This window comes from Actinoplanes sp. NPDC049598 (genome assembly GCF_040675435.1).
Lineage (GTDB): Bacteria > Actinomycetota > Actinomycetes > Mycobacteriales > Micromonosporaceae > Actinoplanes.
The window spans coordinates 61518-83905 of the sequence record NZ_JBFAOX010000023.1 but is presented as its reverse complement, the minus strand read 5'-3'; the positions used below and the strand labels follow the sequence as shown (position 1 = coordinate 83905).

The following is a 22388-nucleotide window of genomic DNA, read 5'->3' as shown; positions in this document are numbered from 1 at the left end:
AGTCAGTTCCCGCCGGCCCGGCGCGCCTGATCGACCGCATGAGAGTGCGCCGCTGCCTCACTGCCCCGGCTAACGTCGTACCAACCGCCGAGATTGCTTAGCTCACCCCGGACGTTGAGGACTATTCTTGATCCCTCGCTTACATGCACAGTCAACTGACTCTCGACGCCATCTCACCTGGACCGATACGGACAATGAGCCGCCACTTTGGCCATTTGACGGTCAGCGGCGACTGCGCAAGCTACGTGTACTTATCGATGCGGATGCCTGGCCGGCAGTCGCGTCAGGAAAGTTCACTCTGAATGAGATCTTGGCAGGTCTACTCACCGATCCGTCGGTCGAGTTCTGGCGGTACCGCGATAACGGCCCACCGGATGAGCTTGCTTTCACCACAGAGAATGCTGACCAAGTGCCGCCGGGCTGGGTTGATGTATCCCCACACGGCGAATTATCGTTCGGCGATGGGATGCTAGACGTCAGGGTAGGTTCCGGTCCTGGAAGCGAGCGGCTCGCCTCATTCGACCGTGGCTTAATCCACATGGTTGCTGGCCCGATCGCAAGCCAGTCAAGCGCAGATGATTCGGATGTGCGGCAGAGGTTGCTCGACGGCAGGGCGGCCACGGTGGCTGTGGCGATCAACGCCGACATATTCATCACGACGCGCGATCATCTATTGAAGTCGGACCGCTTCGTCCTGAACTGTCGGATGACGTCAGTCGCCGAGGGTATCGCTATAGTCGGTCTCTATCTGCGGGCGCAGGATCGACCGACAATTTACCGACACTTCGACTTCAACGGTCAAGTCACTTCCGGAACGCATGAGTTTTACTGGGTAGGAGCCTGTGGTTGCCTACCTTGGAGCTGGCGATGGCGATCGGTGTTCCGCAAGCAATCGGAACTTCGAGGGGAAGGTGGCTGGATATACGAAGCCGAATCAGTGATAAGTCGCTTGAGTCAAGCGCTGCAGGCGCGGGACCGGGTCCATATTGCATTAAATAGGAGTCGGTCAAACAGTTCCAACGATGACGTGGCATCTTCCTTCGACATTCTCGCACTGATGTTGCTGGCCGCTCTGGACGCAGCAGCCGCCGCGATCAGTCTGCTGTACGGCCTGCCGGGGCGGGACAACCCGAGCTTTGGCAACGCAAACTGGATCAAAGAGGCTGAAAAAGTTTGCAGGCCGATCACCGAAATCTTCCGCAAGGGGTCGGATGGCTGGCGGATGCTCTGCGCCCTCAAGGTACTGCGGAACACCATTCATCATGCGGCCCTCAGTCCGCTCATGATCCAAGATGGCGAACGCCCTCATGATCGGTTGGCAATCAGGCTACCGAAATCCTATGGACGTGAGCTACGTCACTACTTCGAGAAGCTGGGCGGCATGAAGTCATGGGGAGTGCGGCATATCACGGATGAATTTTCTTTCGCTGACCCCGGAATATTAACGGACCGGCTGCTGTCGGCAACAATCCACTACCTCAATAATGTGATGGAGGTGTTGCCAATCGAGAGACTCGAGGGCATTAACGTAAGCTCGGATGACATCGCGCCGCCCAAGGCTGAGCGCAATACGCCGTTCCATCCATGGAGCCCCGCATACATGAATAGCATTCGTTGGCAACTTGCCGTCGACCCATTCATCCCGGAATCGTTAGTTGCCGACGGACGTGATCAAAACTAAAGGTTCAATCTCAAGACGCGCAGAATAATATTAAAACGCCTCCGCGCGGCGCGACCTGCGCCAGTGAATGTGCGCACGGCCATGCAATCCGATGCACTCAATTCGGCACATCAGTGTACTGAGGTCCTGAGGGCTTCATGGTCGCTTGCGCGGAGCCTGAACGAGCGCGGGATAGGCGCTGGTGCGACCGGGGCGGTCTACCCCGGCCGGGACCGGGGGGTCGAACGTCAGCGCGGCGTCAGCGGGTCAGGGACGTGGCCTTGATCAGGGCTCGATGCAGAAAGCGGGCGTCGCCCAGCATGGTGCGGAGGCGGCGTTCCAGGCCGGCGATGGGGACCAGGTTCTGTGGGGCGCGCGGGTCCTTGTAGGAGGCTGAGGCGAAGCGCGGCAGGGTGGCGCTGGAGAGGTCGGCCAGTTCGATGGCCTCGTCGGGGGTGAGGTCGGGGGAGCATTCGACGCGGACGATGCCGGACCAGGGGGCGCCGGAGCCGCCGGGGAGTCTGAGGTACCAGGACCAGCCGCCCCAGACGGTGCCCAGGTGGAAGACGGGGGTGCGCTGGCCGGGGCGCAGCGAGGTGACCACCGGGGTGAGGGCGCCGGGGAGGTACTGCTTCTGCTGGGTCTTGACGTAGCCGATGGTGCGGGGGAGTTGCCGGCGGTTGCGCAGGGGGCCGTCTACCACCAGGAGGTCGGCGCCGTCGGAGCCGGCGGCGCGGGCCTCGGAGGAGATGTCGATTTCGAGGGCGGTCAGGGAGGGCTGTACGGCGGCGGGCAGTTTGGAGGCCTCGCCGGCGCCCTCGATGCGGTGGACGGTGTAGCGGACCGTGCCGGCCTGGACGTCGGAGGCGGTGGGGCTGGCGGTGAACAGGCCCCGGCCGACGCGGGCCATGGCCAGCTCGGCCTGGCCGCGGACCAGGTCGCAGCGGACCACGCCGGCGGCGTAGGAGGCGGCCAGGCCGGCGTAGGAGGTGCCGTCCTCTTCGGCGGTCCACAGGCCGGCGTCGTTGCGGCGGACACCGTCGACCAGGAAGACGACGTCGGGGGAACGGACGGACGTGGACACGTCGATCGGGGCCCACTCGGCGGCGGGAACCTCGACGTCGGTGTCGACCTGGGCGCTGCTGGCCGACGACGGGCCGTCACCGCCGTCGGCGCCCTCGTAGGAGGCGCCGTACGACGGGTCCCACGCGTCCACGTACATCCTGGTCAAAAGCCAACCCTTTCCACATGGGCGGTACGCGCGTCCTTGCGCACCTCGAACCGGACCGGTACGCGCTCGGCGAGCGCGTTGACGTGGGTGACCACGCCGACCATGCGGTCGCCGCGGGCGGCCAGGTTCTCCAGCGTCGCCGCGACCACGTCCAGGGTGGCCGCGTCGAGGGTGCCGAAACCCTCGTCGAGCACGATCGACTCGAGGCTGGCGGCGGTGGTCGACATGCCGGCGAGCTGCTCGGACAGGGCCAGCGCGAGGGCCAGCGAAGCCTGGAACGTCTCGCCGCCGGAGAGCGTGCGGACGGCGCGGCGCAGACCGGCGTCGTGGTGGTCGATGACGAAGAACTCGCCCTTGTCGTGGATCAGATCGTACTGGCCGCCGGTCAGCTCCCGCAGGATCCGGGACGCGCCGCCGACGAGCAGGTCGAGGGCTTCCTCGAGCAGCCAGCGCTCGAAGTTGTTGGCCCGCAGGTGACCGGCCAGCGCCTTGGCGACGCGGCTTTCCCGCTGCAGCAGCATCCGCTGTTCCGAGAGCTCAGCGGCCTGAGTGCGGCGGTCGTCGAGCCGTTTCCACGCCGCCTCGGCCCGTTCGGCGGCCACGGCCGCGGCCCGGATGAGGTCGGCCGAAGACGACTGGGCGGGAGCCGCAACTCCGGCCGTCGCAAACAAGTCGGAAATATCCGAGATGGCGGACAAGACGGAGCGGTGGGCTGCCGCAACCGCCTCGTCGGCGACCTCACGGGCGGAACGCCGCGACACGACCAGCTCGCCGGCCCAGGTTACGAGCGCCGCCCACGCCCCGGCCAGATCATCACGATCGGCCGGCGGGGGAGAGAAACGGGCGACCCCGTCCCGTACGGCATCGAACTCGCGCCAAGCCGTCCGCTGCTTCTCCTCGGCCGCCACCACCGCGGCCTGGGCTTTCCGATGCGCGGCGCGCGCCGTCCGCACCCGGGAAGCGGCCTCGTCGAGGTGCTTCTGGAGCCGGCCGAGCTCGTCGAGCCGCCGCTGCAGAGCCTCCACGCCGGGCGACTCGGCGACCGCCGCGCGGGCCTCGGCGAGCCGCGACAGGTGGTGCTCGTACTGGGCGCGTTTGCGCTCGAGGTTGCTCTCCAGCTTGCGCGCGACCGCGTCCCGCTGCTTCCAGGTCTGCTCGGCGGCCTCGGCCGCGGCCCGGGCGGCCTTGCCCGCCGCCTCGGCCGCGCGCACCGCCGAGCCCTCGGGCACGGCCGGCACGGTCGTCACTGTCTGCTCACACACCGGGCAGTGATCGCCCACCGCGAGATGCGCCCGCAGAGCCGCCGCCCGATCCGTACGCTGGGCCTCCGTGTAGTCGAGCCGGGCCTGCTCCAGCAGCTGGGCCGCGCCCAGGTTCTCACTGTGCGCGAGCTCGGCCGCCGCCACCGCGTCCTTGTGCTCGACATCCGCGACCGACACCTCGCCCGCGAACCACTCCTCCTGCCCGGTCAGCCGCTGCAACTCGGCGTGCCGGTCCAGCATCAGGCTCAGCGAGCCCGCGTCGCCGGCGGCCGCCAGCTCACCGCGTACCTTCTCTTCCTTCTCCTCCGCGGCCCGGACCTCCTCCGCGGCCTCCGCGGCGGTCGCCCTGGCGGCCGCCGTCACGCCGGCGGTTTCCACGCTTCCGGCGGGTGTACGCACGGAGCCCAGTTGCCGCAGCTCGGCGTCGAGCTCGTCCCGCTTCGTGGCGGCGGCCTGTTCGGCGGCCCGCTTGTCCTGCAGCCCGGGCACCGCCTGCTCGACCGCGGCGGTCAGCTCGCGCATGCGTACGACCTGGGCTTGAGCTGTTTCGACGGCCTCGTCCGTGGCGTCGGCCAGGCCGGCCAGGTTCTGGTCGACGACGGCGAGCTTGCCCTCGGCGGTCTGCGCGCGACCGGTCGCCTTGGTCTGCACCTCCTCGTAGACGTGCAGGCCGAGCAGGTTGACCAGGATCTGCTGGCGGGTGGCCGGCTTGGCGTGCAGGAAGTCGGCGAACTGGCCCTGCGGCAGCACGACACAGCTGGTGAACTGCTCGAACGGCAGGCCGACGGCGTGCAGCACGGCCTCGTCCATCTCGGCCGGGGTGCCCGCGAGGACGTCGCCCAGGTCGTCGAGGTCCATGCCGGTGTCGAGCTTGGTCACGTCGAAGCCGGGCGGCATGAGCTGCAGGCCGGCCCCGGCCGTCTTGACGTTGCCCCGGCCGTCGCGGCGGACGACCCGGGTCGCCACATAGCGGTCGCCGGCCGACTCGAAGACCAGGCGGACGCGGGCCTCGGTGGCCGAGGGGGCGAGCGCGTTGACGATGCCGCGGGCGCCACCCCAGCGCGGGACCGTGCCGTAGAGGGCGAACGTGATCGCGTCGAGCACCGTCGACTTGCCCGAGCCGGTCGGCCCGACCAGCGCGAAGTAGTCGGCGTCGGTGAAGTCCACCGTGGTCTCGTCCCGGAAGACGGTGAACCCGGCCATGTCGAGTCGGATGGGCCTCATTTGTTGGTGCTCACCTCGTCGTACAGCTCGTCGAACAGCTCGCGGACGCCGTCCTCGGCGTTGTCCTTGCTGTCCAGGTAGTCGCCGAAGAGCTCGCGCGGGGACCGGCCGGCTCGCTGCGCCATCCGCTCTCCCGTCTTGTCCGGCATCATCTCGGGGTCGATCCGCACCTCGAGCGCGTTGGGCAGCAGCTCCTGCACGTCCTCGCGCAGGCCGACCCGTGGCTTCTCGCGCACCAGAACACGGAGCCAGGCGTCCGGAAGGTTCACCGTGGCGAGCTGTTCGAGGGTGCCGCGCACCGTGCGCAGGGCGATGGCCGAGGAGATCGGCACGTCGCGGACCCGGGCCGCCCGATCGACGCCGACCTCGACCATGGCCACCGACGGGATGTTCTCCTCCTCGCCGAAGTCGATGGCGAGCGGGCTGCCGCTGTAACGGGTCGGGCACGGCGCGATCACCTGCTGGGAGCGGTGCAGGTGACCGAGGGCGACGTAGTGCGTGTTCTGCGGGAAGACGGTCGCGGGCACGGCGTAGCCCATGACCGTGTGCGCTTCGCGCTCGCCGCCGCCGGTGGTCGCCCCGAAGATCGTCAGGTGGGCGGTCAGCAGGTTGATCACGCCCGGGTCGGCGAACTTCTCGCTGAGCTTCGCGATCAGACGACCCAGGTGATCGGCGTACGTCTGACTGGCCTCGGCCGCCGTGAGCTCGTACATCTCGGCGGCGCGGATCGCGTACCGCTGGGACAGGAACGGCAGGGCGACCAGCTGCCAGCGCTCGCCCTCCTCGGTCTGCCCGGTGATCAGCAGGTCCTCGGGGTTGGTCAGCACCGAGCCTCGCAGCTCGATGCCGGCCGCGTCGGCCCACGGGCGCAGCGCGTCGAGGGCGGCCCCGTTGTCGTGGTTGCCGCCGATCGCCACCACCCGGGCCCCGGTCTTGCGCAGCGCCGACAGCGCCCGGGTGACCACGCGGGTGGCGTCGGCGGTCGGGGCCGCGGTGTCGTAGAGATCACCCGCGATGATCACCAGGTCGGGTCGCTCGGCCTTGGCCACCTCGACGACCTGGGCCAGGACGCGGATGTGCTCCTCGTGCCTGTTCCGGCCCTTCAGGACCTTGCCGACGTGCCAGTCGGAGGTGTGCAGGATGCGCATCGCGGAACCTTAGAACGGAATGTCGTCGTCGGTGTAATCGGTTGACATGGGTTTTCCGCCGCGGGTAGACGCAGCACTGCTGCGGCCGCCGACGACGGCGAACGGGTCGGCGCCTTGGACTATGGATTTCATGGTGCTCGTGGGCGGGGGACCGGACTCGGACTTGCGGGTGGCCCAAGCCGGGAACGGGAACTCCACGCACAGCGGGACCGGGATGTCGGGCTGGTTGACGAACATCGTGCCCGGCCGGGCCAGCAGGGCACGCTGGCGCATCGCGGGCGGCAGGAAGCCGTACTCCGGGCGCGCGGCCTCGGCCGGATCGAGCCGGCCGACCACCCGGATGGCCGAGTTCGTCACGATGCGGCGCTCGACCTCGCTGGCCGTCTGCTGGGCGCCGATCAGGATCACCCCGAGCGAGCGGCCCCGCTCGGCGATGTCGAGCAGCACCTCCTTGATCGGGGAGGTGCCCTCGCGCGGCGCGTACTTGTTGAGCTCGTCGAGGACGACGAAGAGCAGCGGCCGGCCGGTGCCGGACTTCTCCTTCTCCTCGAACTCGGTCTTGAGCGTCACACCGACCACGAACCGCTGCGCCCGGTCGGGCAGGTTGTGCAGGTCGACCACGGTGACCTGGGCCGACTCGGCGGTCTTGATCTGATGCGGGCGGCGCTGGGCCAGATCGCCGCGGATCAGCCGGGAGAGGTCGCGCTTGCTGCCGATCAGCCGGCGGGCGAACGCGTTGACGGTGCCCATGTTGACCGCGCTGCCGGCCCAGGTCGAGCGGGTGTCGTCGTCGGTGAGCTGCTCGACGATGTGGTCGACGAGATCGCCGTACGACCCGATGCGGCGGCCGTCGATGCTGATGCCGCCCTCGGCCGGGACCGCGTAGCGGTTGAGATGGGCGGTGACCGAGTGGACGACCATCGTGTACTGCTGGCGCTCGTCGTCGGCGTCGGCGAAGACGTACGGCAGGAGGCGGGCCGAGCAGAACTCCTCGAGCGTCCAGTAGAACGCGTCGACACCGGTGAGCCGGCTGCTGACATCGGGCGCGCCGGAGGAGTCACCCGCGCGCGGAGGCGCGTAAACGCGTACATCCGGGAAGGGGTTGGCTGGAAGCTCCAAGAGCTTGTAAGCCGCACGCGTCGACTCGTCGAGCTTGGTGTTGGGGTGATCGAGGAACAGCAGGTCCTCGCCCTTGACGTTGAAGATCAGGGCGCGGGCGTTGGCGCCGTCCGCGCCGAGCTGGCCCGACCGGAACACCGAGTAGAGCAGGAACGTGGCGAAACTGGTCTTGGTGGCCACGCCGGAAATGCCGGAGATGGACACATGGGCGCCGCGGGTGCCGTCGAGGAAGTCGGCGTTGAGGAAGACCGGGACCCCGTCGCGGCCGGTGCCCATCGGGATGCGCCGCTCCATGCGGTCGAAGTGCAGGGCGGCGTCGCGGGCCTCGCCGGACGCGCGGTGCACCACGGCGCCGGGGGCGGGCGGCACGTACAGCTCGGGGTCGACCCGGGTCGTGGTGATCTCGGCCGCCTCCTGCACCATCGCCGGGAGGGTGCCGTCGGCGATCGAGAAGACGTCCGAGTCGAACTGGGCGCCCTCGTGCCGGGCCCGGACCTGGGTGACCACGCCGGCGATGGTGACCGGCTCGCGGTCCGGCAGATCGCGCTGGGTGACCACGACGTCGTCGAGCTGCAGGTAGCTGCCGGGGGAGACGGCCGTCCAGAACTGCAGCGGGGTGGCATCGGCTGTACCCAGGACCCGCCCGACGGGGTCCTCAGCCGATTTGTCATTTTGTTTTCCGCCGCGGGGAAGGGCAGCTTCGTCAGACACGCTGATCATCGTGCACCAGGGGTACGACAAAAGACGCACTCGGAGTCGGTTGGCACGCGTTGTCCACAACTTCTGGTGCTCATACACAGAGTTATCCACAAGATCTTGGCCGTACGCGGGAGGCGCGCCCATCTTCGATACGGTTGCGCGGTGACTCTCTCGGGCCGTGTTCATGTCGTCGCGGGCGGCACCGGCCGCGCCGGGACCGTCGTCGTGCGGGAGCTTCTCGCCCGCGGCGCGTTGGTCGCGGTGCCGTCCCGGAGTCAGGCCAAGCTCGACCGGCTCCGCGCCCGCCTCGCCTCGCCGCCGCCCAGCGCCGCGCTCCCACCGCCCAGCCTTACCTCCCCGCCGCCGCCCAGCCCCACGCTTCCGCCGCCCAGCCCTGCCTCCCCGCCGCCCGGCGTTGGGCAGCTCTTCGGCTTTGTTGGCGACATTTCGGACTTGTCGGATGGGGAGCGGCTCCGGGACGAGATCGTGGCCCGGCTCGGGCCGATCGACGCGGTGGTGGCCACGCTGGGCGAGTGGTGGGAGGGCGCGCCGCTCACCGAGGTCGACCCGGCCACCTGGCAGCGCATCCTCGCCGACAATCTGACCAGCCACTTCACCGTCGCCCGAGCCTTCCTGCCGGCGCTCGCCGAGCGGGCCGACTCGGTCTACCTGGCGCTCGGCGGCATCGCCTCGGTGCTGGCGGTCGCGGGCTCCGGCCCGATCTCGATCACCGGGGCGGCCCAGGCCATGATGATGCGCGTGCTCCAGGCCGAGATGGCCGGCAAGGCCGTGCGGCTGCACGAGGTCGACGTCTACACCCCGATCGTCACCGAGGACTGGGACGGCGGGGCGAGCGAGCCGGGCTGGCTCACCGGCCGTGATGTCGGCGCATTCGTGGCCGACGCGCTGGAGCCGGGCTTCGCCCGGGCCGGCGAGCTGTTCCTGACCACGCCGGACGACACCGAGTTCCCGAGCAACGCGACCTGGGCGAGGACGGCCTCAGGGGCCGGGTGAGCCCGTGGCCGGCGGGGTCGGCTCGGGTGGGCGGTGCTGGCAATCACACCACGAGCCACCGCGGCACTTGTCGTGCTGCTTCTCGCGGCAGGCTGCGCAGATCACGCTCCGACGATACTCCCGTGACGTGGCGTATCCGTAGGTCTTGACCACGGGGACACGGCCGCGCAACCGGGGCGAAATGCCGAGTTGGCAGGCTGTATGCCAACGGGCGGCCTTGCTGTGCCGTCCGACGACGGGAGGAGTTGCATGTTGCTGCGGGTTCGAGTCACCCTGCCGGACCGTCCCGGCGCCCTCGGCCAGGTCGCGCGCACGCTCGGCGTCGCCGGTGCGGACATCGTCCAGGTCGTGGTGCTCGAGCGCCTCGGCGGCCGCGCCGTCGACGACTTCACCGTCGTCTGGCCCGGCGCCTCCCGCGTGGAACGCCTGCTGGCCGGTCTCGCCGCCATCCCCGGCGTCCAGGTCGACGGCGTCTGGAAGGCGATCGGCGCTCCCGTCAACGGCGGGCACGACGCCGAGCTGCTGGCCCAGGTCGCTGCCAACCCGGCCGACGGCCTGGCCACCCTGGTCGACGCCGTCCCGGCCCTGCTGGCCGCCGACTGGGCCGCCGCGGCCGTGGTGCCGGCCGACTGGGCCTCCCGGTCGAACGCGCCCCGGCCCATGAATACGGAGCCCGCCGTGGCGTACGCCAGCTGGCGCGCCCCGGCCCCGCTGCAGCTGCCCGAGGTCACCCCGCTGCGGGCCCGCCCGCTGACCGGGCCCGACAACACCAAGTACGCGGTGGCGCCGTTCGGCCGGGCCGGACTCGTGCTGGTGATCGCCCGCTCGGCCGACGAGGAGCTGCCGGCGGCGGCCTTCCACGTCACCGAGGTCGACCGGGTGGCCCAGCTCGTCCGGGCCGCGGCGGTGATCCTGGGCGACCGCCTGGACCCGGCGAGCGTACCCGCGGTGGCCAATCCGATGTGACTGGTCTCGCACCTCTAATCCCAGCTCAGGCAATGTCCGGTTAACACCCGCGGGGCAGTATTGGTGTCGGTACAGCCGACGTAGTAATCCGCGAAAGGGGTGCCGGAGATGGCGCTGTGGCGGATCCGGGCAACGGTCGACGACCGGCCGGGCTACCTTTCCGTCCTGACCGCGAGCCTGGCCCTGCGGTCGGTCAACATCCTGGCCGTTCAGGTGCACACCACCGAGGCGGGCGCGGTCGACGACTTCCTGGTCGACGCGCCCGACTCGATGACCGAGACCGAGCTGCTCACCGCGATCGCCAAGGGCCGCGGCCGCAACGCGTTCGTCACCCGGGCCGAGGCCCAGGGCCTGGCCGATCAACCGACTCGGGCCCTCGCCCTGGCCGGCCGCCTGGTGCACGAGCCCGACACGCTCGGCGAGGCCCTGGTCGCCCTGCTCGACGCGACCGAGGTCCGCTGGCGGCCCGAGCCGCTGACCGGCCGCCCCGGCCACGACGCCGAGCGCATGCGGCTGGCCGACCCGGCCGGCGGCTCCCTCGAGGTGCTGCGCAACGCCCCTGCTTTCACCCCGGCCGAGTATGCGCGGGCGCAGGCCCTGGTCGAGATCTCCGGCGCGATGCTGCGCCGCCGGCGCGAGCAGTCCACCCTGCTGCTGCCCGACGGCACCGAGCTGACGGTCCGCCCGGCAACCGCGGAGGACCTCGAGGCCGTACGCCGTCTGCACGAGCGCAGCTCCGCCGCCACCCTGCAGCGCCGCTACCTGGGCGGAGGCAGCCCGGCCGACGCCCGCCTGCGGCGCCTGCTCGAACCGTCCGGCGCCGGCCGCACGCTGCTGGTCGTCGCGGGCGACCGCGTCGTGGCCATGGCCAACCTCCTCACCGAGGGCGACCTGGGCGAGATCGCCCTGCTGATCGAGGACGCCTGGCAGCGCCGCGGCATCGGCACCGCCCTGCTGCGCCGCCTCCTCGCCCACGCCGAGCGCAGCAACCTCACCGCCGTGGTCGCCCACACCGCCGCCGACAACGTCGCCATGCTCCGCACCCTGCGCCGCGCCGGCCCCGGCACCACCGACCGCGACGGCCCGATGGTCAGCGTCACCCTCCCGGTCCCGGCCGAGCACCCGGTGGGGGAGCAGACCCCCGCAATCTCTTAGGACGTGCGAGGCTGCGGCGGCCCCTAATACGGTGGGCGGGCCGCCCCTACATCGGCGCGGCCGGCGGCCGGGCGGTTGCTAGGAGGTGCGGGTGCCGTGTTCGACGCAGGTGGCGGTCCAGCCGGTGGGGACGACCTGGACCTTCATCCGGCGGCGGCACTGGGTGCAGTAGCGCGGGGGCTCCAGAGCACGGGCCCGGTCGCAGGGCGTGTGGTCGCCTTCGGTGGCGGGGTTGCCGCAGCGGTCGCAGAACATCGGGCTACAGCGTCTGCGACAGGGCCTTGACCGGCATCTTCAGGTCTTCGAGCAGCGCCAGATCCTCGGTCGCGGGGCGGCCCAGCGTCGTCAGGTAGTTGCCGACGATCACCGCGTTGATGCCGCCCAGCAGGCCGTCCCGCGTACCGAGGTCGCCCAAAGTGATCTCGCGGCCGCCGGCGTACCGCAGGATGGTGCGGGGCATCGCCAGCCGGAAGGCGGCGATGGCGCGCAACGCGTCCCTGCCCTCGACCACCGGTTGATCACCCAGCGGCGTGCCCGGACGCGGGTTGAGGAAGTTCATCGGAACCTCGTGCGGGTCGAGCTCGGCCAGCTGCGCCGCGAACTCGGCCCGCTGCTCGATCGACTCGCCCAGCCCGAGAATGCCGCCGCAGCAGACCTCCATGCCGGAGTCGCGCACCATCCGCAGGGTGCTCCAGCGCTCCTCCCACGAGTGGGTGGTGACCACATGGGGGAAATGCGAGCGGCAGGTCTCCAGATTGTGGTTGTACCGGTGCACGCCCATCTCGACCAGCTCGTCGACCTGCTCCTGGGTGAGCATGCCGAGGCTGGCCGCGACCTGGATGTCCACCGCCTCCCGGATGGCCTTCACACCCTCACGCATCTGGCTCATCAGGCGCTTGTCCGGCCCGCGCACGGCGGCCACGATGCAGAACTCCGTGGCCCCGGTCGCGGCGGTCTGCCGGGCCGCCTCGACCAGCGACGGAATGTCCAACCAGACCGAACGCACCGGCGAGGCGAACAACCCCGACTGCGAGCAGAAGTGACAATCCTCCGGGCACCCACCGGTCTTGAGCGAGACGATGCCCTCGACCTCGACCTCCGGGCCGCACCACTTCGTCCGTACGTCATGAGCCAGCTGGAGAAGCTCCGGCAGATCATCGTCGGGCAGGCGCAGCACCTCGAGAACCTGCCCCTCGTCGAGGCCGGTCCCGCCGGAGAGCACCTGAGCGCGGGCCTTCTCGAGGATCTCGGGCATGCCCGTACCCTACAGACCTTCCGGGCCGGTTGGATTGTCATCGGTGGGTGATAGTTTCCCCTTCTCGTGATCGCTGGAGGTGTCTTGTCGGGCTGGCTGGAAGAGCTGGACCGCCTGGCCGTGAGCAGGGCCAAGGCGGGGCTCACCCGTCAGTTACGGCCCCGCCCGCCCGGCCGTTCCGTCGTCGACCTGGCCGGCAACGACTACCTCGGCCTGGCGGATCACCCGCGCGTGATCGCGGCCGCGACCGAGGCCCTGACGCGTTACGGGCTCGGGGCCACCGGGTCGAGACTCGTGCGCGGGTCGACGATGGAGCATGCCGCGCTGGAGACGGCGCTCGCGTCGTGGCTGGGCGCACCGGCGGCGCTGGTCTTCTCCTCGGGCTACCTGGCCAACCTCGCCGCCGTACGAAGCCTGGCCGCCCTCACCGACCTGATCGTCTCCGACGCCTACAACCACGCGTCCCTGATCGACGGCTGCCGCCTGGCCGCCAAGAAGACGGTGATCGCACCGCACAACTCGCCCAGCACGGTCGCCGAAATCCTGGACGCCCACCTCGCCGCGGGTGTCGCTTCCTCTCCTGTCCCGAGCGACGTCCCCGGCGCGGACGGGGCGGGCATCGGGGGGCGGCCGACGGCGGTGGTGGTGACCGAGTCGGTGTTCTCCGTGGACGGGGATCTGGCTCCGCTGGCCGAGCTTCACGAGGTGACCTCCGCTCGGGGTGCATTGTTGCTGGTGGACGATGCGCACGCGCTGGGGCTGCTGGGCCCGGCGGGTGCCGGGGGTGTGGCGGCGGCCGGGCTGGCCGGCCGCCCCGATGTCGTCGTCACCGCGACTCTCTCCAAAGCTCTCGGCGGGGCCGGCGGGGTGATCGCCGGCCCGGTGCAGTTCGTCGATCATCTGGTCGACACGGGCCGTACGTTTATCTACGACACCGCACTGCCGCCCGCCGTTGCATCCGGAGTCCAAGAAGCTCTGCGGATCGCGCAGAGCGCGGACGATCGCCGGGCCTTGCTGGCTTCGCGGGCCGCGCTGGCCGTCGGGCGTCTGCGGGCCGCCGGCTTCCAGGTGGCCACTCCGGCCGCGGGCGTATTGTCCGTGTTGGCGCCCGGCCCCGAGGCCGCCCTGGCGTGGGCCGCCGACTGCCGCGACAGAGACGTCGCCGTCGGCTGCTTCCGCCCGCCGTCCACCCCCGACGGCACCTCGCGCCTGCGCCTGACCCTCAACGCGGGCATCTCCGACCACGACTTCGCCCGCGCCCTGGACGTGATCGTGGAGTGCGCCCCGTGAGCAGCAAGCCCCGCCCTTCCCCCACCGGCCCGTCCTCCCCGGACATCACCGAGGTCATCACCCGCCTCCCCACGGCCAACGTGATCTTCACCGGCCGCCCCGGCGCCAAGGGCTTCACTTTTCCCCCACTTCCAGGCCGCTCCCAGCCGGTGACAGACCCCGCCTCGCCGAGCGCCCTCCCCACCGAGCCGCCCCCATCACTGGAGACGGCCGAGCCGCGTGCTGCTGAGCCGTCCCCGCCGCTCGTGACCGTCGAGCCGCGTGCTGCTGAGCCGTCCTCGCCGCCCGTGACCGTCGAGCCGCGCGCTGCCGAGTCGTCCTTGCCGCTCGCGACCGCTGAGTCGCCCGCTGCCGCGCGGTCCTCGCCGCCCGTGGCCGCTGAGCCGTTCGCCGCCGAACTGCCTTCGCCGCCCGCGGCGCAGGAAGCCGAGGTGTCGGTGGCTGGGGCTCGCGCAGCGGCCGAGGAGCATGAGGAAACTGCGATCGGTCCGGCCGAGGAGGCACTTGACACCTCCGCCGCGCGATATGAAGGAAAATCTTCCAGCGTTTCTCAACGAGGTGCCGCTGGGCCGGACGGGACATCGACCACGTCGTCCAGCGGTGAGGGTGCGCCCCGCCGCGGGTCGAAGAGAGGGCTCGTCGGCGGCGAGCTGTTGTCCGTAGTGGCGCCGGCCGTCTCGTCACTCGCCGGTCAACCGGGCGACCAGGGAGCGGCTGCTGATGCGGCGGAGACGCTGCCGGCTGAGCCGTCGCCGGTGTCCCCGGCGCCTGGGGGCGTGCCTGTATCGCCGGCGCCCGGGGGTGTGCCTGTATCGCCGGCGCCCGGGGGTGTGCCTGTTTCACCGGCGCCTGGCGGTGTGCCGGCACCGGCGGGTGTGCCTGTTTCACCGGCGCCGGCCGGCAGTGGGCTGGGGATGGATGACCTTCCCAGTGGTGAAGCGCTCGGCGCTGAGATCGCAGCCGAGCTTTCCGCTCAGGCGCCGCCGCCTGCGGCGCAGGCCGAGCCGCGGCGGGGCGAGCCGGGGGAGTGGCGCGGCATCGTTCTGGTGACCGGGACGGACACCGACGTCGGCAAGACGATTGTCACGGCGGCGGTGGCGGCGGCTGCGCAGGCGTCGGGGCTGCGGGTCGCTGTGATCAAGCCGGGGCAGACCGGCATTGCCACCGGTGGTCCGACCGATATTGAGGTCATTAGCCGGCTAGCGGGGCCGGACACCGCCCGTACGCTGGCCGAATATCCTGAGCCGATGGCCCCGCTGGCCGCCGCCACGGTGGCCGAGATGCCGCCGCTGGAGCTGTACGAGGTGGTCGACGCGATCCGGGCCGAGGCTGACAAGCACGACCTGGTGCTGGTCGAGGGGGCCGGTGGGCTTCTGGTGCCGATGGGCGTACGCCCGTCCGGTGAGTCCTGGACGGTGGCCGACCTGGCCACCGCACTCGGCGTCAGCACCATCGTGGTCGCCCGGGCCGGCCTGGGCACGCTCAATCACACCGCCCTGACCCTGGAGGCGCTCAACCGCCGCGGCATCCCGGCCGGCGTGGTCATCGGCGCTTGGCCGGCCAACCCCGATCTGGTGCACTGGGCCAACCTGAGCGAGATGCTCCCGCACCTGCTGGGTGCCCTGCCGACCGACGCCGGCCGCATGGACCCGGGCGTCTTCCGCCGCTCCGCCCCCGGCTGGCTCACCCCGTCGCTTTACGGCGTCCTCGACAACTGGCGGGTCTGGGCCGAGGAAACGGGCGACGGCCACCACTGAACCAGGCGGGCCACCACTGAACCAGACGGGCCACCACTGGCAGGCGGGCCGCCACTGGTAGGCGGGCCACCGCTGGATCAGGCGCCGGTGAGGATTGAGGCGACCAGCCGTTCGATCTCGTCCGGGTCGGGTGGGGTGCCGTCGCGGCCGGCGAAGACCAGGTGGGCCGTGCCGATCAGGGTCAGGGCCAGGGTGTCCACATCGGCCGAGGCCGGGAGGCGGCCCCGATCGCGTTCCCGGGCCAGGTAGGACGCCAGCATGGTGGTGGCCTCGGTCAGCAGGGGGATGCCGGCCGGGCGGTTGCGGCGCAGCCGGGCCCGCAGGTCGTCGCGGGCGATGATCAGGGCGACGATGTCGAGGGCGACCGAGCCGAAGACGTTGAAGAGCGCCACGGTCACGTTGGCCGCGACCGGGCCGCCGCCGACCGAGGCCTGCAGGTCGTCGGCGTCGCGGCCGAGGCGGGCGATGCGGTCCTCGACCAGGGCGGCCAGGAAGTCGTCGAAGTCGGTGAAGTGCCGGTGCAGCACGCCCTTGGCCACGCCGGCCTCGGTGGTGACGGCGCGGCTGGTGAGGGCACCGACGCCCTCACGAACCAGGACTCTTTCGGCAGCGTCGAAGAGCTGCTGTCGTACGTCGCGCAAGGCCACACCGGTCGGCATCCCCCAATCTTCCCCTAATGGGCATGTGCCCATTGGAGTGGGCGCATGCCCATTCAAGAGCCGCACGAGTTGCGACAGGTGGCCGAGTCCTTCGGGATCGATGCCCAGCGGTACGACCGGACGCGCCCCCGCTATCCGCGGGAACTGATCGACCGTCTCGTGGCCGCCGCGCCCGGCCCCGCCTTCCTGGACGTCGGGATCGGTACGGGGATCGTCGCCCGCGCGCTGCGGCGCCGCGGGTGCCGGGTGCTGGGGGTCGAGCCGGATCCGCGGATGGCCGAGTTCAGCCGGCGCGACGGGTTCGAGGTCGACGTGGCCACCGTCGAGCAGTGGGATCCGCGCGGGCGGCTCTTCGACGCGGTGGTGGCCGGCCAGACGTGGCACTGGGTGGACGCGACGGCCGGCGCGGCCAAGGCGGCCGGGGTGCTGCGGGACGGCGGCCGGCTGGCCCTGTTCTGGAACGCGGGCCAGCCGTCGCCGACTGCGGCCGAGGCGTTCCAGGCGGTCTACGAGCGATTGATGCCGGGCAGCATGATGGCGCGGGCCTACACCTCGGGCGCGACGGCGGTGCAGCTCTACACGTCCATGCTCGACCGGGCGGCCGACGGGATGCGGGCGACGGGCAACTTCGAGGGTCAAGAGCGGTGGCGGTACGACTGGGAGCTCGTCTACGGCCGTGACGAGTGGCTGGACCAGTTGCCGACGCAGGGCGCGCACACGACGCTGCCGCCCGAGCAGCTTTCCGAGCTCGTCACAGCGACCGGCGCGGCGATCGACGGGCTGGGCGGCAGCTTCACCATGAGCTTCTCGACGGTGGCGGTGACCGCGCTCCGGGCGACCCGATCCTGAGCGGCCACGGCGAGGTTCCGACGCTCGCGGGCGGCGCGCTGTGCAGCCGTACGGCATGAAGATCTCAAGAATTCAGGGTGTCCGCCAGAACGGACGAAAACGGCCAAGAGGTACGGATCACCCAGGCATCGCCTGAACGGGGTCACACATCGCCTGAACGGGCCAGTTGCCTCCCTCAAGGCCATCTGGGAGCGCTCCCGGATGGTGAGACGCGAACGCTGCGGAAGCGCGGAACTACTTAGCGGTAATGCCGCACCGGCAGTGCGTCGCCGCTGCTCAGAAGGACGTTTCATGGGACCCCTGGGGCTGAGTATTATTCGGCTGCCCTGGCCGTCATATCGGTGCAGATCGATGAAATTTGATCGTCTGCACCCGTGCCTCGTGACCTCTTGCGCGAGACCGGAGGACCGTTTGAGACCGCTCCCGAAAAATTTCCCGCCCGCGTTGATCCTCGCGGCTGCCCCCAGCCGTATCTCAGGCGACGGGGAAAGCTCCGGGCGGAGGTATCGATGCATGCGGTGGCCGAAAATCGGCTGGCGCCGGGTGGGGTTGGCCTGATGACACAGCGTTCCGGTGGACGGTGGCAGTCACTCGACGGGAGCCGTGGTGTGGGCGATGGTGGTTCGGTGATCCCCCGGCAGGCGCCGCGGCACGAGGCAGCGCCCTCGACCGGCCCCGGCCACGAGGACACTCTGGTCCGGATGCTCTACGAGGAGCACGCTGGTCCGTTGCTGATGTTCGTGCTGCGCCTGACCGGTGGTGACCGGCAGCGCGCCGAGGACATCGTGCAGGAGACCCTGCTGCGGGCCTGGCGCAACGCGCACCGGCTCGGCGCGCAGGGCCAGCAGTCGCTGCGGCCCTGGCTGGTCACCGTCGCGCGGCGGATCGCGATCGACGATCACCGCAGCGCCAGCGCCCGCCCGGCCGAGACCTACGACCGCGAGCTGGAGAGCTTCCCCAGCACGGCCGACGACACCGACCGCGTCCTGCAGTCGATGACGGTCTCCGACGCGCTGCGCGAGCTGAGCCAGTCCCACCGCGAGATCCTGATCGAGACGTACTTCCGGGGCCGCACGGTGCCGGAAGCGGCGGAAAAGCTCGGCCTTCCGTTGGGCACCGCCAAGTCACGGGTGTACTACGCTCTGCGTGCACTGCGGACCGCTTTGCAGCAGCGGGGGGTGACGGAATGACACAGGAAGACCACTTCGACGTGGCGTCGTACGCGCTTGGCGTGCTCGACACCCGCGACGCCGAGCTCTTCGAGGACCACCTCATCGAGTGCCCGCGGTGCGCGTACGAGCTGGAGTCGTTCGTCGAGGTCGCCGACCTGCTGGCCGACGTCGACGCGCAGTCGGTGATCGCCGCCGAGGAGACCCGGCGCGACGGCTACATGCTGCAGAAGGTGATCGGCGAGGTGTCGCACGAGCGGCAGCGGGCCAACAGCCGGCGGCTCTATTCGCTGGCCGCGGCCGTCGTCATCTTCGCCATGCTGTCGATCGGCGCGTTCTTCGTGGGCGGCCAGGTGATCGGCGACAAGGGCGGCAACGCGCCGTCGACCGCGACCGCGCAGGGCGGCAGCAGCCAGACCGACCCGCTGCCCAACAGCGGTCAGGGTCCCGGCATCGGTGGCCCCGACCTGACCGGCGAGCGGTTCGACGGCTCCGACCCGCGTACGGGGGTGCAGGCCTCGGTCGGCTTCGAGCAGAAGGACTTCGGCACGCAGATCCAGTTCGCGATCTCCAACATCACCGGGCCCAAGACGTGCCGGCTGGTGGCCGTGCACACCGACGGCACCACCGAGCCGCTCGTCTCGTGGACGGTGGGCACCAAGGGCTGGGGCACCGCGGCCAACTCGCAGCCGCTGCTGCTGCAGGCGGTCACCGCGACGCCGCGGGCCGACATCGCGCACGTGCAGGTGCAGGAGGTCCCGTCCGGCGACACCCTGGTTCGCGTTCCGTAATCAATTAGCTACTAAAAGGGCTCGGCCAATGTGGCCGGGCCCTTTTTCGTGCGCCGGGGAGAGAACTGATACGTAGGCCGGGCCCGATCGGTTCAACCAAAATTTCGGGAAATTGATCGGCGCTTTGTTCAACCCGAAGCGATCCCCGGCGCGTACTACTGCCCGGAAACGCCAGATGCAAAATCCCATGGAGGGCACGTGTTCCCGGAGAAGCGAAAGTTGATGGTTGTCGGCACCGCCATCGCCGCAGCGTTCGCACTGCAGGGCTGCGCCCCGGCTGGATACGGCGGCGACAACGCCGCCGCGGACTACGGCAACGCCGCCGAGCCGGCCTCCCAGGACGTGGCGGCCACCCCGGGCGCGACCGCCGACCCGAACGCCACGGCCGACCCCAACGCGCAGGCCGACCCCAACGCGACCGCCCCTCCCGGATCCGAGGACGCGGCGCCGGAGCTGAGCGCGGAGGACGAGACCAACAAGCTCACCGGGACCAAGGTGGCCAGGATGGGCCAGGTCGTGGAGAACGAGAACCAGCAGGTCCTCTACCGCTTCGACAGCGACACGAACAACCCGGCCAAGTCCAACTGCGACGGTGACTGCGCCAAGGTGTGGCCGCCCGCGCTGACCACGGCGGGCAAGCCGACCCTCAAGGGCGTCGACGCCAAGCTGGTCGGCACGGTCACCCGGGCCGACGGCTCGAAGCAGCTGACCCTCAAGGGCTGGCCGCTCTACACCTACATCGGTGACACCAAGCCGCACGCCTGGAAGGGCCAGAACGTGGCCGGCAAGTGGTTCGTGATCCAGCCCGACGGCGCCAAGAACCTCACCTGCCTTCCCGCCGTCTCCAAGGCGGTCGCCCCGCCGAAGGACGACGCCACGGACGATTCGGGCGCGGCCGGGTCGAGCGACGACTCCGGCACCGGTAGTGACTACAGCTACTGACTTAATCGTCTTTTAAGAATTGCTCGATCGGAGGTTGAGGAAAATGCTTACCACTCGCTCTTCGCGGCGCCCGTCGCGGTTGCTGGTGGGCATTTCGGCGGCGATTCTGGCGTTCCTGATCGCCCCGGTCACCCCGGCCCACGCGGCCGGCGGTGACGGCGTCCCCGTCCCCGCGGCGACCGGGCTGTCCGACAAGGGCACCGGCTCAGTCACCGCGGCCGACAAGGACTTCGTCATCAAGGTCCGGCTGGCCGGCCTCTGGGAGATCCCGGCCGGCAACATGGCCCAGGAGAAGTCGAACGACCCGCGCGTCGTCGCGATCGGCAAGGCCATCGCGGCCCAGCACGTGACGCTCGACGCCCTCGACCGCGCGGCGGCGGCCAAGCTCGGCATCGATCTCCCCAACCAGCCGAACAGCGATCAGCAGTTCTGGCTCAGCGAGATGCGCAACGCGAACGCGACCCAGTTCGACCAGATCTTCGTCGACCGGCTCCGGGCGGCGCACGGCAAGATCTTCCCCGCGATCGCGACGATCCGCGCCAGCACCCGCAACGACAGCGTGCGCAAGCTGGCCCAGCAGACCAACCAGTTCGTCCTGACCCACATCACGCTGCTGGAATCGACCGGCATCGTCGACTACGGGTCGCTTCCCACAGCTCCCGCCCCCGCGGCGGCCGGAAAGGGACCGGTCCCAGTGGACGGGCAGATGCTCCAAGCCGCCAGCAGCAACAGCGGCAGCGTTCCAGGCGTCAACACCACCGTGATCCTCCTTGTCCTAGCCGTCGCCCTCGTGGCCGGTGTCATCACGACGATGCGCATCTTCCGGGCGCGGTAGCCCCAGCCGTCGTCCGAGTCGCGTAAGAGAAAGGTTCACCCCATGCGAAGGTCCAAGTACCGGCGCGCCGCCAGGAGCAACAACTGGTTCAGCGGAAAACGCCGGATCATCGCGGTGGCTGCCACGCTGGTCGCCTTCGGCGGCATCGTGACCGTCACTCAGGTCTCCAACGCGAGCACCGACCGGAACCAGCGCAAGGCGCTCAGCGCCTGCGACCGGATCGAGGCGCCACCGAAGTCCGAGCTGTCCACCAAGACGCGCAAGGGCACCTACACCACCAACAACGGCACGGTGACCCAGCACGCGGACGACGGTGCGGGCGAGACGGTGTCGGTCAACACCCTGCGCAAGCGCTGCCGCGACTGGGTGATGAACAACGTCGGCAACAACGGGCAGGCCACGACGCCGCCCACCACTCCGGCCACCAACGAGCCGGCCGCCGATGAGCCGAGCGCCAGCGCGCCCGCCGAGGAAGGCGGCAACAACGGCGGCGAGCAGGGCAACGGCGAAGAGGGCAACAACGGCGGCAACCAGGGTGGCGACCAGGGCAACAATGGTGGCGACCAGGGCAACGGCAACGGCGAGCAGGGCAACGGTGGCGACCAGGGCAACAACGGTGGCGACCAGGGCAACAACGGCGGCAACCAGGGCGGCGACCAGCCCGACCCGCAGCCGACCGAGGGCCAGACGACCCCGCCCCCCGGCGCCGGTCTCGGCATCCTGACCAACAGCTGCGACACCAGCCAGCTGGCGCCGCACGACGGCTTCCAGAACGGCAACCGCTGCGTCTCCACCGAGTTCGGTGAGGTCGGCGAGGCCGCGAACAACCCGACCCTGCTCATCACGCAGGCGCCGCGCCAGGTCGCGCCGAACACCCCGTTCACGCTGACCGTCAGCACCCGCAACCTGATCCGGGACCGCTTCCTCGCGGCCGGCGCCGGTGGCTACTACGTGGAGAGCTCGGTCCTGCAGAACGGCCTGGTCCGCGGTCACTTCCACACCGCGTGCCGGATGCTCGAGAACACCAACTCGGCGCCCGCGCCGGACCCGGTCCCCGCGTTCTTCGTGGCGACCGAGGACAGCAAGGGCAGCGCGACCCCCGACTCGGTGCAGATCCAGGTCCCGGGCCTGCCCACCGCCGGCACCGCGCAGTGCGCCTCGTGGGCCGGTGACGGCTCGCACCGCATCCCGATGATGCAGCGCGCCAACCAGATCCCCGCGTACGACGCCGTGCGGATCACGGTCCGCAACGGCCGCGGGCGCTAATTAGGTCGAGAGCGGCGCCGCCACACCGGCGGTGAACCCGGCCGGGGCGAGGCCACCGACATGGCCCCCGTCCCGGCCGGGACCCCCCATCCCCGCC

Annotated in this window: 19 protein-coding genes; 12 read left to right on the top strand and 7 right to left on the bottom strand. The window is 70.3% G+C overall.

All coding sequences use genetic code 11. The features are described 5' to 3' along the window. Window positions 1-127 precede the first annotated feature (127 nt). Window positions 128-1681, top strand: coding sequence for a hypothetical protein (locus tag AB0J66_RS37675; RefSeq protein WP_364671494.1), 1554 nt, complete (start codon window positions 128-130; stop codon window positions 1679-1681). Window positions 1682-1919: 238 nt separating this feature from the next. Here the strand turns inward: AB0J66_RS37675 and AB0J66_RS37670 are convergent, their stop codons facing one another. Genes AB0J66_RS37670 through AB0J66_RS37655 form a run of 4 tightly spaced genes read right to left on the bottom strand, consistent with a single transcriptional unit; the run spans window position 1920 to window position 8364 of the window. Next, complete coding sequence (locus tag AB0J66_RS37670; RefSeq protein ID WP_364671491.1) at window positions 1920-2891, bottom strand: hypothetical protein; 972 nt, start codon at window positions 2889-2891, stop codon at window positions 1920-1922. Further along, window positions 2888-5377, bottom strand: a complete 2490-nt coding sequence (locus AB0J66_RS37665) for an SMC family ATPase (RefSeq protein ID WP_364671489.1) — start codon at window positions 5375-5377, stop codon at window positions 2888-2890. Before AB0J66_RS37665 ends, AB0J66_RS37670 begins: the two co-directional genes overlap by 4 nt. Continuing rightward, window positions 5374-6525, bottom strand: a complete 1152-nt coding sequence (locus AB0J66_RS37660) for an exonuclease SbcCD subunit D (protein ID WP_364671486.1) — start codon at window positions 6523-6525, stop codon at window positions 5374-5376. Before AB0J66_RS37660 ends, AB0J66_RS37665 begins: the two co-directional genes overlap by 4 nt. 9 nt (window positions 6526-6534) lie before the next feature. Then, window positions 6535-8364, bottom strand: coding sequence for an ATP-binding protein (locus AB0J66_RS37655; protein WP_364671484.1), 1830 nt, complete (start codon window positions 8362-8364; stop codon window positions 6535-6537). Window positions 8365-8505: 141 nt separating this feature from the next. Here AB0J66_RS37655 and AB0J66_RS37650 point away from each other — a divergent pair, with 141 nt between their 5' ends. From AB0J66_RS37650 to AB0J66_RS37640, 3 genes are all read left to right on the top strand, one after another. After that, a complete protein-coding gene (locus AB0J66_RS37650) occupies window positions 8506-9357 on the top strand; it encodes an SDR family oxidoreductase (RefSeq protein ID WP_364671481.1) in 852 nt (283 codons plus the stop codon). 249 nt (window positions 9358-9606) lie between these two features. Further along, window positions 9607-10323, top strand: a complete 717-nt coding sequence (locus AB0J66_RS37645) for an amino acid-binding protein (RefSeq protein WP_364671479.1) — start codon at window positions 9607-9609, stop codon at window positions 10321-10323. Between the two features lie 108 nt (window positions 10324-10431). Then, window positions 10432-11478, top strand: coding sequence for a GNAT family N-acetyltransferase (locus tag AB0J66_RS37640; protein WP_364671477.1), 1047 nt, complete (start codon window positions 10432-10434; stop codon window positions 11476-11478). 78 nt (window positions 11479-11556) lie between these two features. Here AB0J66_RS37640 and AB0J66_RS37635 read toward each other — a convergent pair whose 3' ends face one another. Beyond that, window positions 11557-11733, bottom strand: coding sequence for a hypothetical protein (locus tag AB0J66_RS37635; RefSeq protein ID WP_364671475.1), 177 nt, complete (start codon window positions 11731-11733; stop codon window positions 11557-11559). Window positions 11734-11737: 4 nt separating this feature from the next. Next, the gene (gene bioB, locus AB0J66_RS37630; RefSeq protein ID WP_364671472.1) at window positions 11738-12733 is read right to left on the bottom strand and encodes a biotin synthase BioB; all 996 of its coding nucleotides are present in this window, start codon (window positions 12731-12733) and stop codon (window positions 11738-11740) included. Window positions 12734-12817: 84 nt separating this feature from the next. On the opposite strand from bioB, the gene AB0J66_RS37625 reads away from it, so the two are divergent. Further along, window positions 12818-14023: an 8-amino-7-oxononanoate synthase gene (locus tag AB0J66_RS37625; RefSeq protein ID WP_364671469.1), complete on the top strand. Its 1206-nt coding sequence runs from the start codon at window positions 12818-12820 to the stop codon at window positions 14021-14023. Between the two features lie 914 nt (window positions 14024-14937). Further along, window positions 14938-15780, top strand: coding sequence for a dethiobiotin synthase (gene bioD, locus AB0J66_RS37620; protein WP_364671467.1), 843 nt, complete (start codon window positions 14938-14940; stop codon window positions 15778-15780). 77 nt (window positions 15781-15857) lie between these two features. On the opposite strand, the gene AB0J66_RS37615 is transcribed toward bioD, so the two are convergent. Further along, window positions 15858-16439, bottom strand: coding sequence for a TetR/AcrR family transcriptional regulator (locus AB0J66_RS37615; protein ID WP_364671464.1), 582 nt, complete (start codon window positions 16437-16439; stop codon window positions 15858-15860). Window positions 16440-16484: 45 nt separating this feature from the next. Here AB0J66_RS37615 and AB0J66_RS37610 point away from each other — a divergent pair, with 45 nt between their 5' ends. From AB0J66_RS37610 to AB0J66_RS37585, 6 genes are all read left to right on the top strand, one after another. After that, the gene (locus tag AB0J66_RS37610) at window positions 16485-17288 is read left to right on the top strand and encodes a class I SAM-dependent methyltransferase (RefSeq protein WP_364671462.1); all 804 of its coding nucleotides are present in this window, start codon (window positions 16485-16487) and stop codon (window positions 17286-17288) included. Between the two features lie 509 nt (window positions 17289-17797). After that, entirely contained in the window at window positions 17798-18478 is a 681-nt protein-coding gene (locus tag AB0J66_RS37605; protein ID WP_364671460.1) for a sigma-70 family RNA polymerase sigma factor, read from the top strand. Next, window positions 18475-19248 carry a zf-HC2 domain-containing protein gene (locus AB0J66_RS37600; RefSeq protein WP_364671457.1) on the top strand — a complete coding sequence of 258 codons (774 nt, stop codon included), beginning with the start codon at window positions 18475-18477 and terminating at the stop codon, window positions 19246-19248. Before AB0J66_RS37605 ends, AB0J66_RS37600 begins: the two co-directional genes overlap by 4 nt. A 222-nt stretch (window positions 19249-19470) precedes the next feature. Beyond that, window positions 19471-20190 (top strand): hypothetical protein, encoded by a 720-nt coding sequence (locus AB0J66_RS37595; RefSeq protein ID WP_364671454.1) that lies wholly within the window; start codon window positions 19471-19473, stop codon window positions 20188-20190. Window positions 20191-20233: 43 nt separating this feature from the next. Continuing rightward, complete coding sequence (locus tag AB0J66_RS37590) at window positions 20234-21025, top strand: DUF4142 domain-containing protein (protein WP_364671452.1); 792 nt, start codon at window positions 20234-20236, stop codon at window positions 21023-21025. A gap of 42 nt (window positions 21026-21067) precedes the next feature. After that, on the top strand, window positions 21068-22291 hold the full coding sequence (locus AB0J66_RS37585) for a Pecanex-like protein 1 (protein WP_364671449.1): 1224 nt from the start codon (window positions 21068-21070) through the stop codon (window positions 22289-22291). Window positions 22292-22388: the final 97 nt, after the last annotated feature.

Bases quoted from the DNA above. Each gene is read 5' to 3' on its own strand.
- AB0J66_RS37665 (WP_364671489.1), bottom strand. From the start codon at position 5,377: ATGAGGCCCATCCGACTCGACATGGCCGGGTTCACCGTCTTCCGGGAC.
- AB0J66_RS37660 (WP_364671486.1), bottom strand. From the start codon at position 6,525: ATGCGCATCCTGCACACCTCCGACTGGCACGTCGGCAAGGTCCTGAAG.
- AB0J66_RS37655 (WP_364671484.1), bottom strand. From the start codon at position 8,364: ATGATCAGCGTGTCTGACGAAGCTGCCCTTCCCCGCGGCGGAAAACAA.
- AB0J66_RS37645 (WP_364671479.1), top strand. From the start codon at position 9,607: ATGTTGCTGCGGGTTCGAGTCACCCTGCCGGACCGTCCCGGCGCCCTC.
- AB0J66_RS37640 (WP_364671477.1), top strand. From the start codon at position 10,432: ATGGCGCTGTGGCGGATCCGGGCAACGGTCGACGACCGGCCGGGCTAC.
- AB0J66_RS37635 (WP_364671475.1), bottom strand. From the start codon at position 11,733: ATGTTCTGCGACCGCTGCGGCAACCCCGCCACCGAAGGCGACCACACG.
- bioB (WP_364671472.1), bottom strand. From the start codon at position 12,733: ATGCCCGAGATCCTCGAGAAGGCCCGCGCTCAGGTGCTCTCCGGCGGG.
- bioD (WP_364671467.1), top strand. From the start codon at position 14,938: ATGGATGACCTTCCCAGTGGTGAAGCGCTCGGCGCTGAGATCGCAGCC.
- AB0J66_RS37615 (WP_364671464.1), bottom strand. From the start codon at position 16,439: ATGCCGACCGGTGTGGCCTTGCGCGACGTACGACAGCAGCTCTTCGAC.
- AB0J66_RS37610 (WP_364671462.1), top strand. From the start codon at position 16,485: ATGCCCATTCAAGAGCCGCACGAGTTGCGACAGGTGGCCGAGTCCTTC.
- AB0J66_RS37605 (WP_364671460.1), top strand. From the start codon at position 17,798: ATGCATGCGGTGGCCGAAAATCGGCTGGCGCCGGGTGGGGTTGGCCTG.
- AB0J66_RS37600 (WP_364671457.1), top strand. From the start codon at position 18,475: ATGACACAGGAAGACCACTTCGACGTGGCGTCGTACGCGCTTGGCGTG.
- AB0J66_RS37595 (WP_364671454.1), top strand. From the start codon at position 19,471: ATGGTTGTCGGCACCGCCATCGCCGCAGCGTTCGCACTGCAGGGCTGC.
- AB0J66_RS37590 (WP_364671452.1), top strand. From the start codon at position 20,234: ATGCTTACCACTCGCTCTTCGCGGCGCCCGTCGCGGTTGCTGGTGGGC.
- AB0J66_RS37585 (WP_364671449.1), top strand. From the start codon at position 21,068: ATGCGAAGGTCCAAGTACCGGCGCGCCGCCAGGAGCAACAACTGGTTC.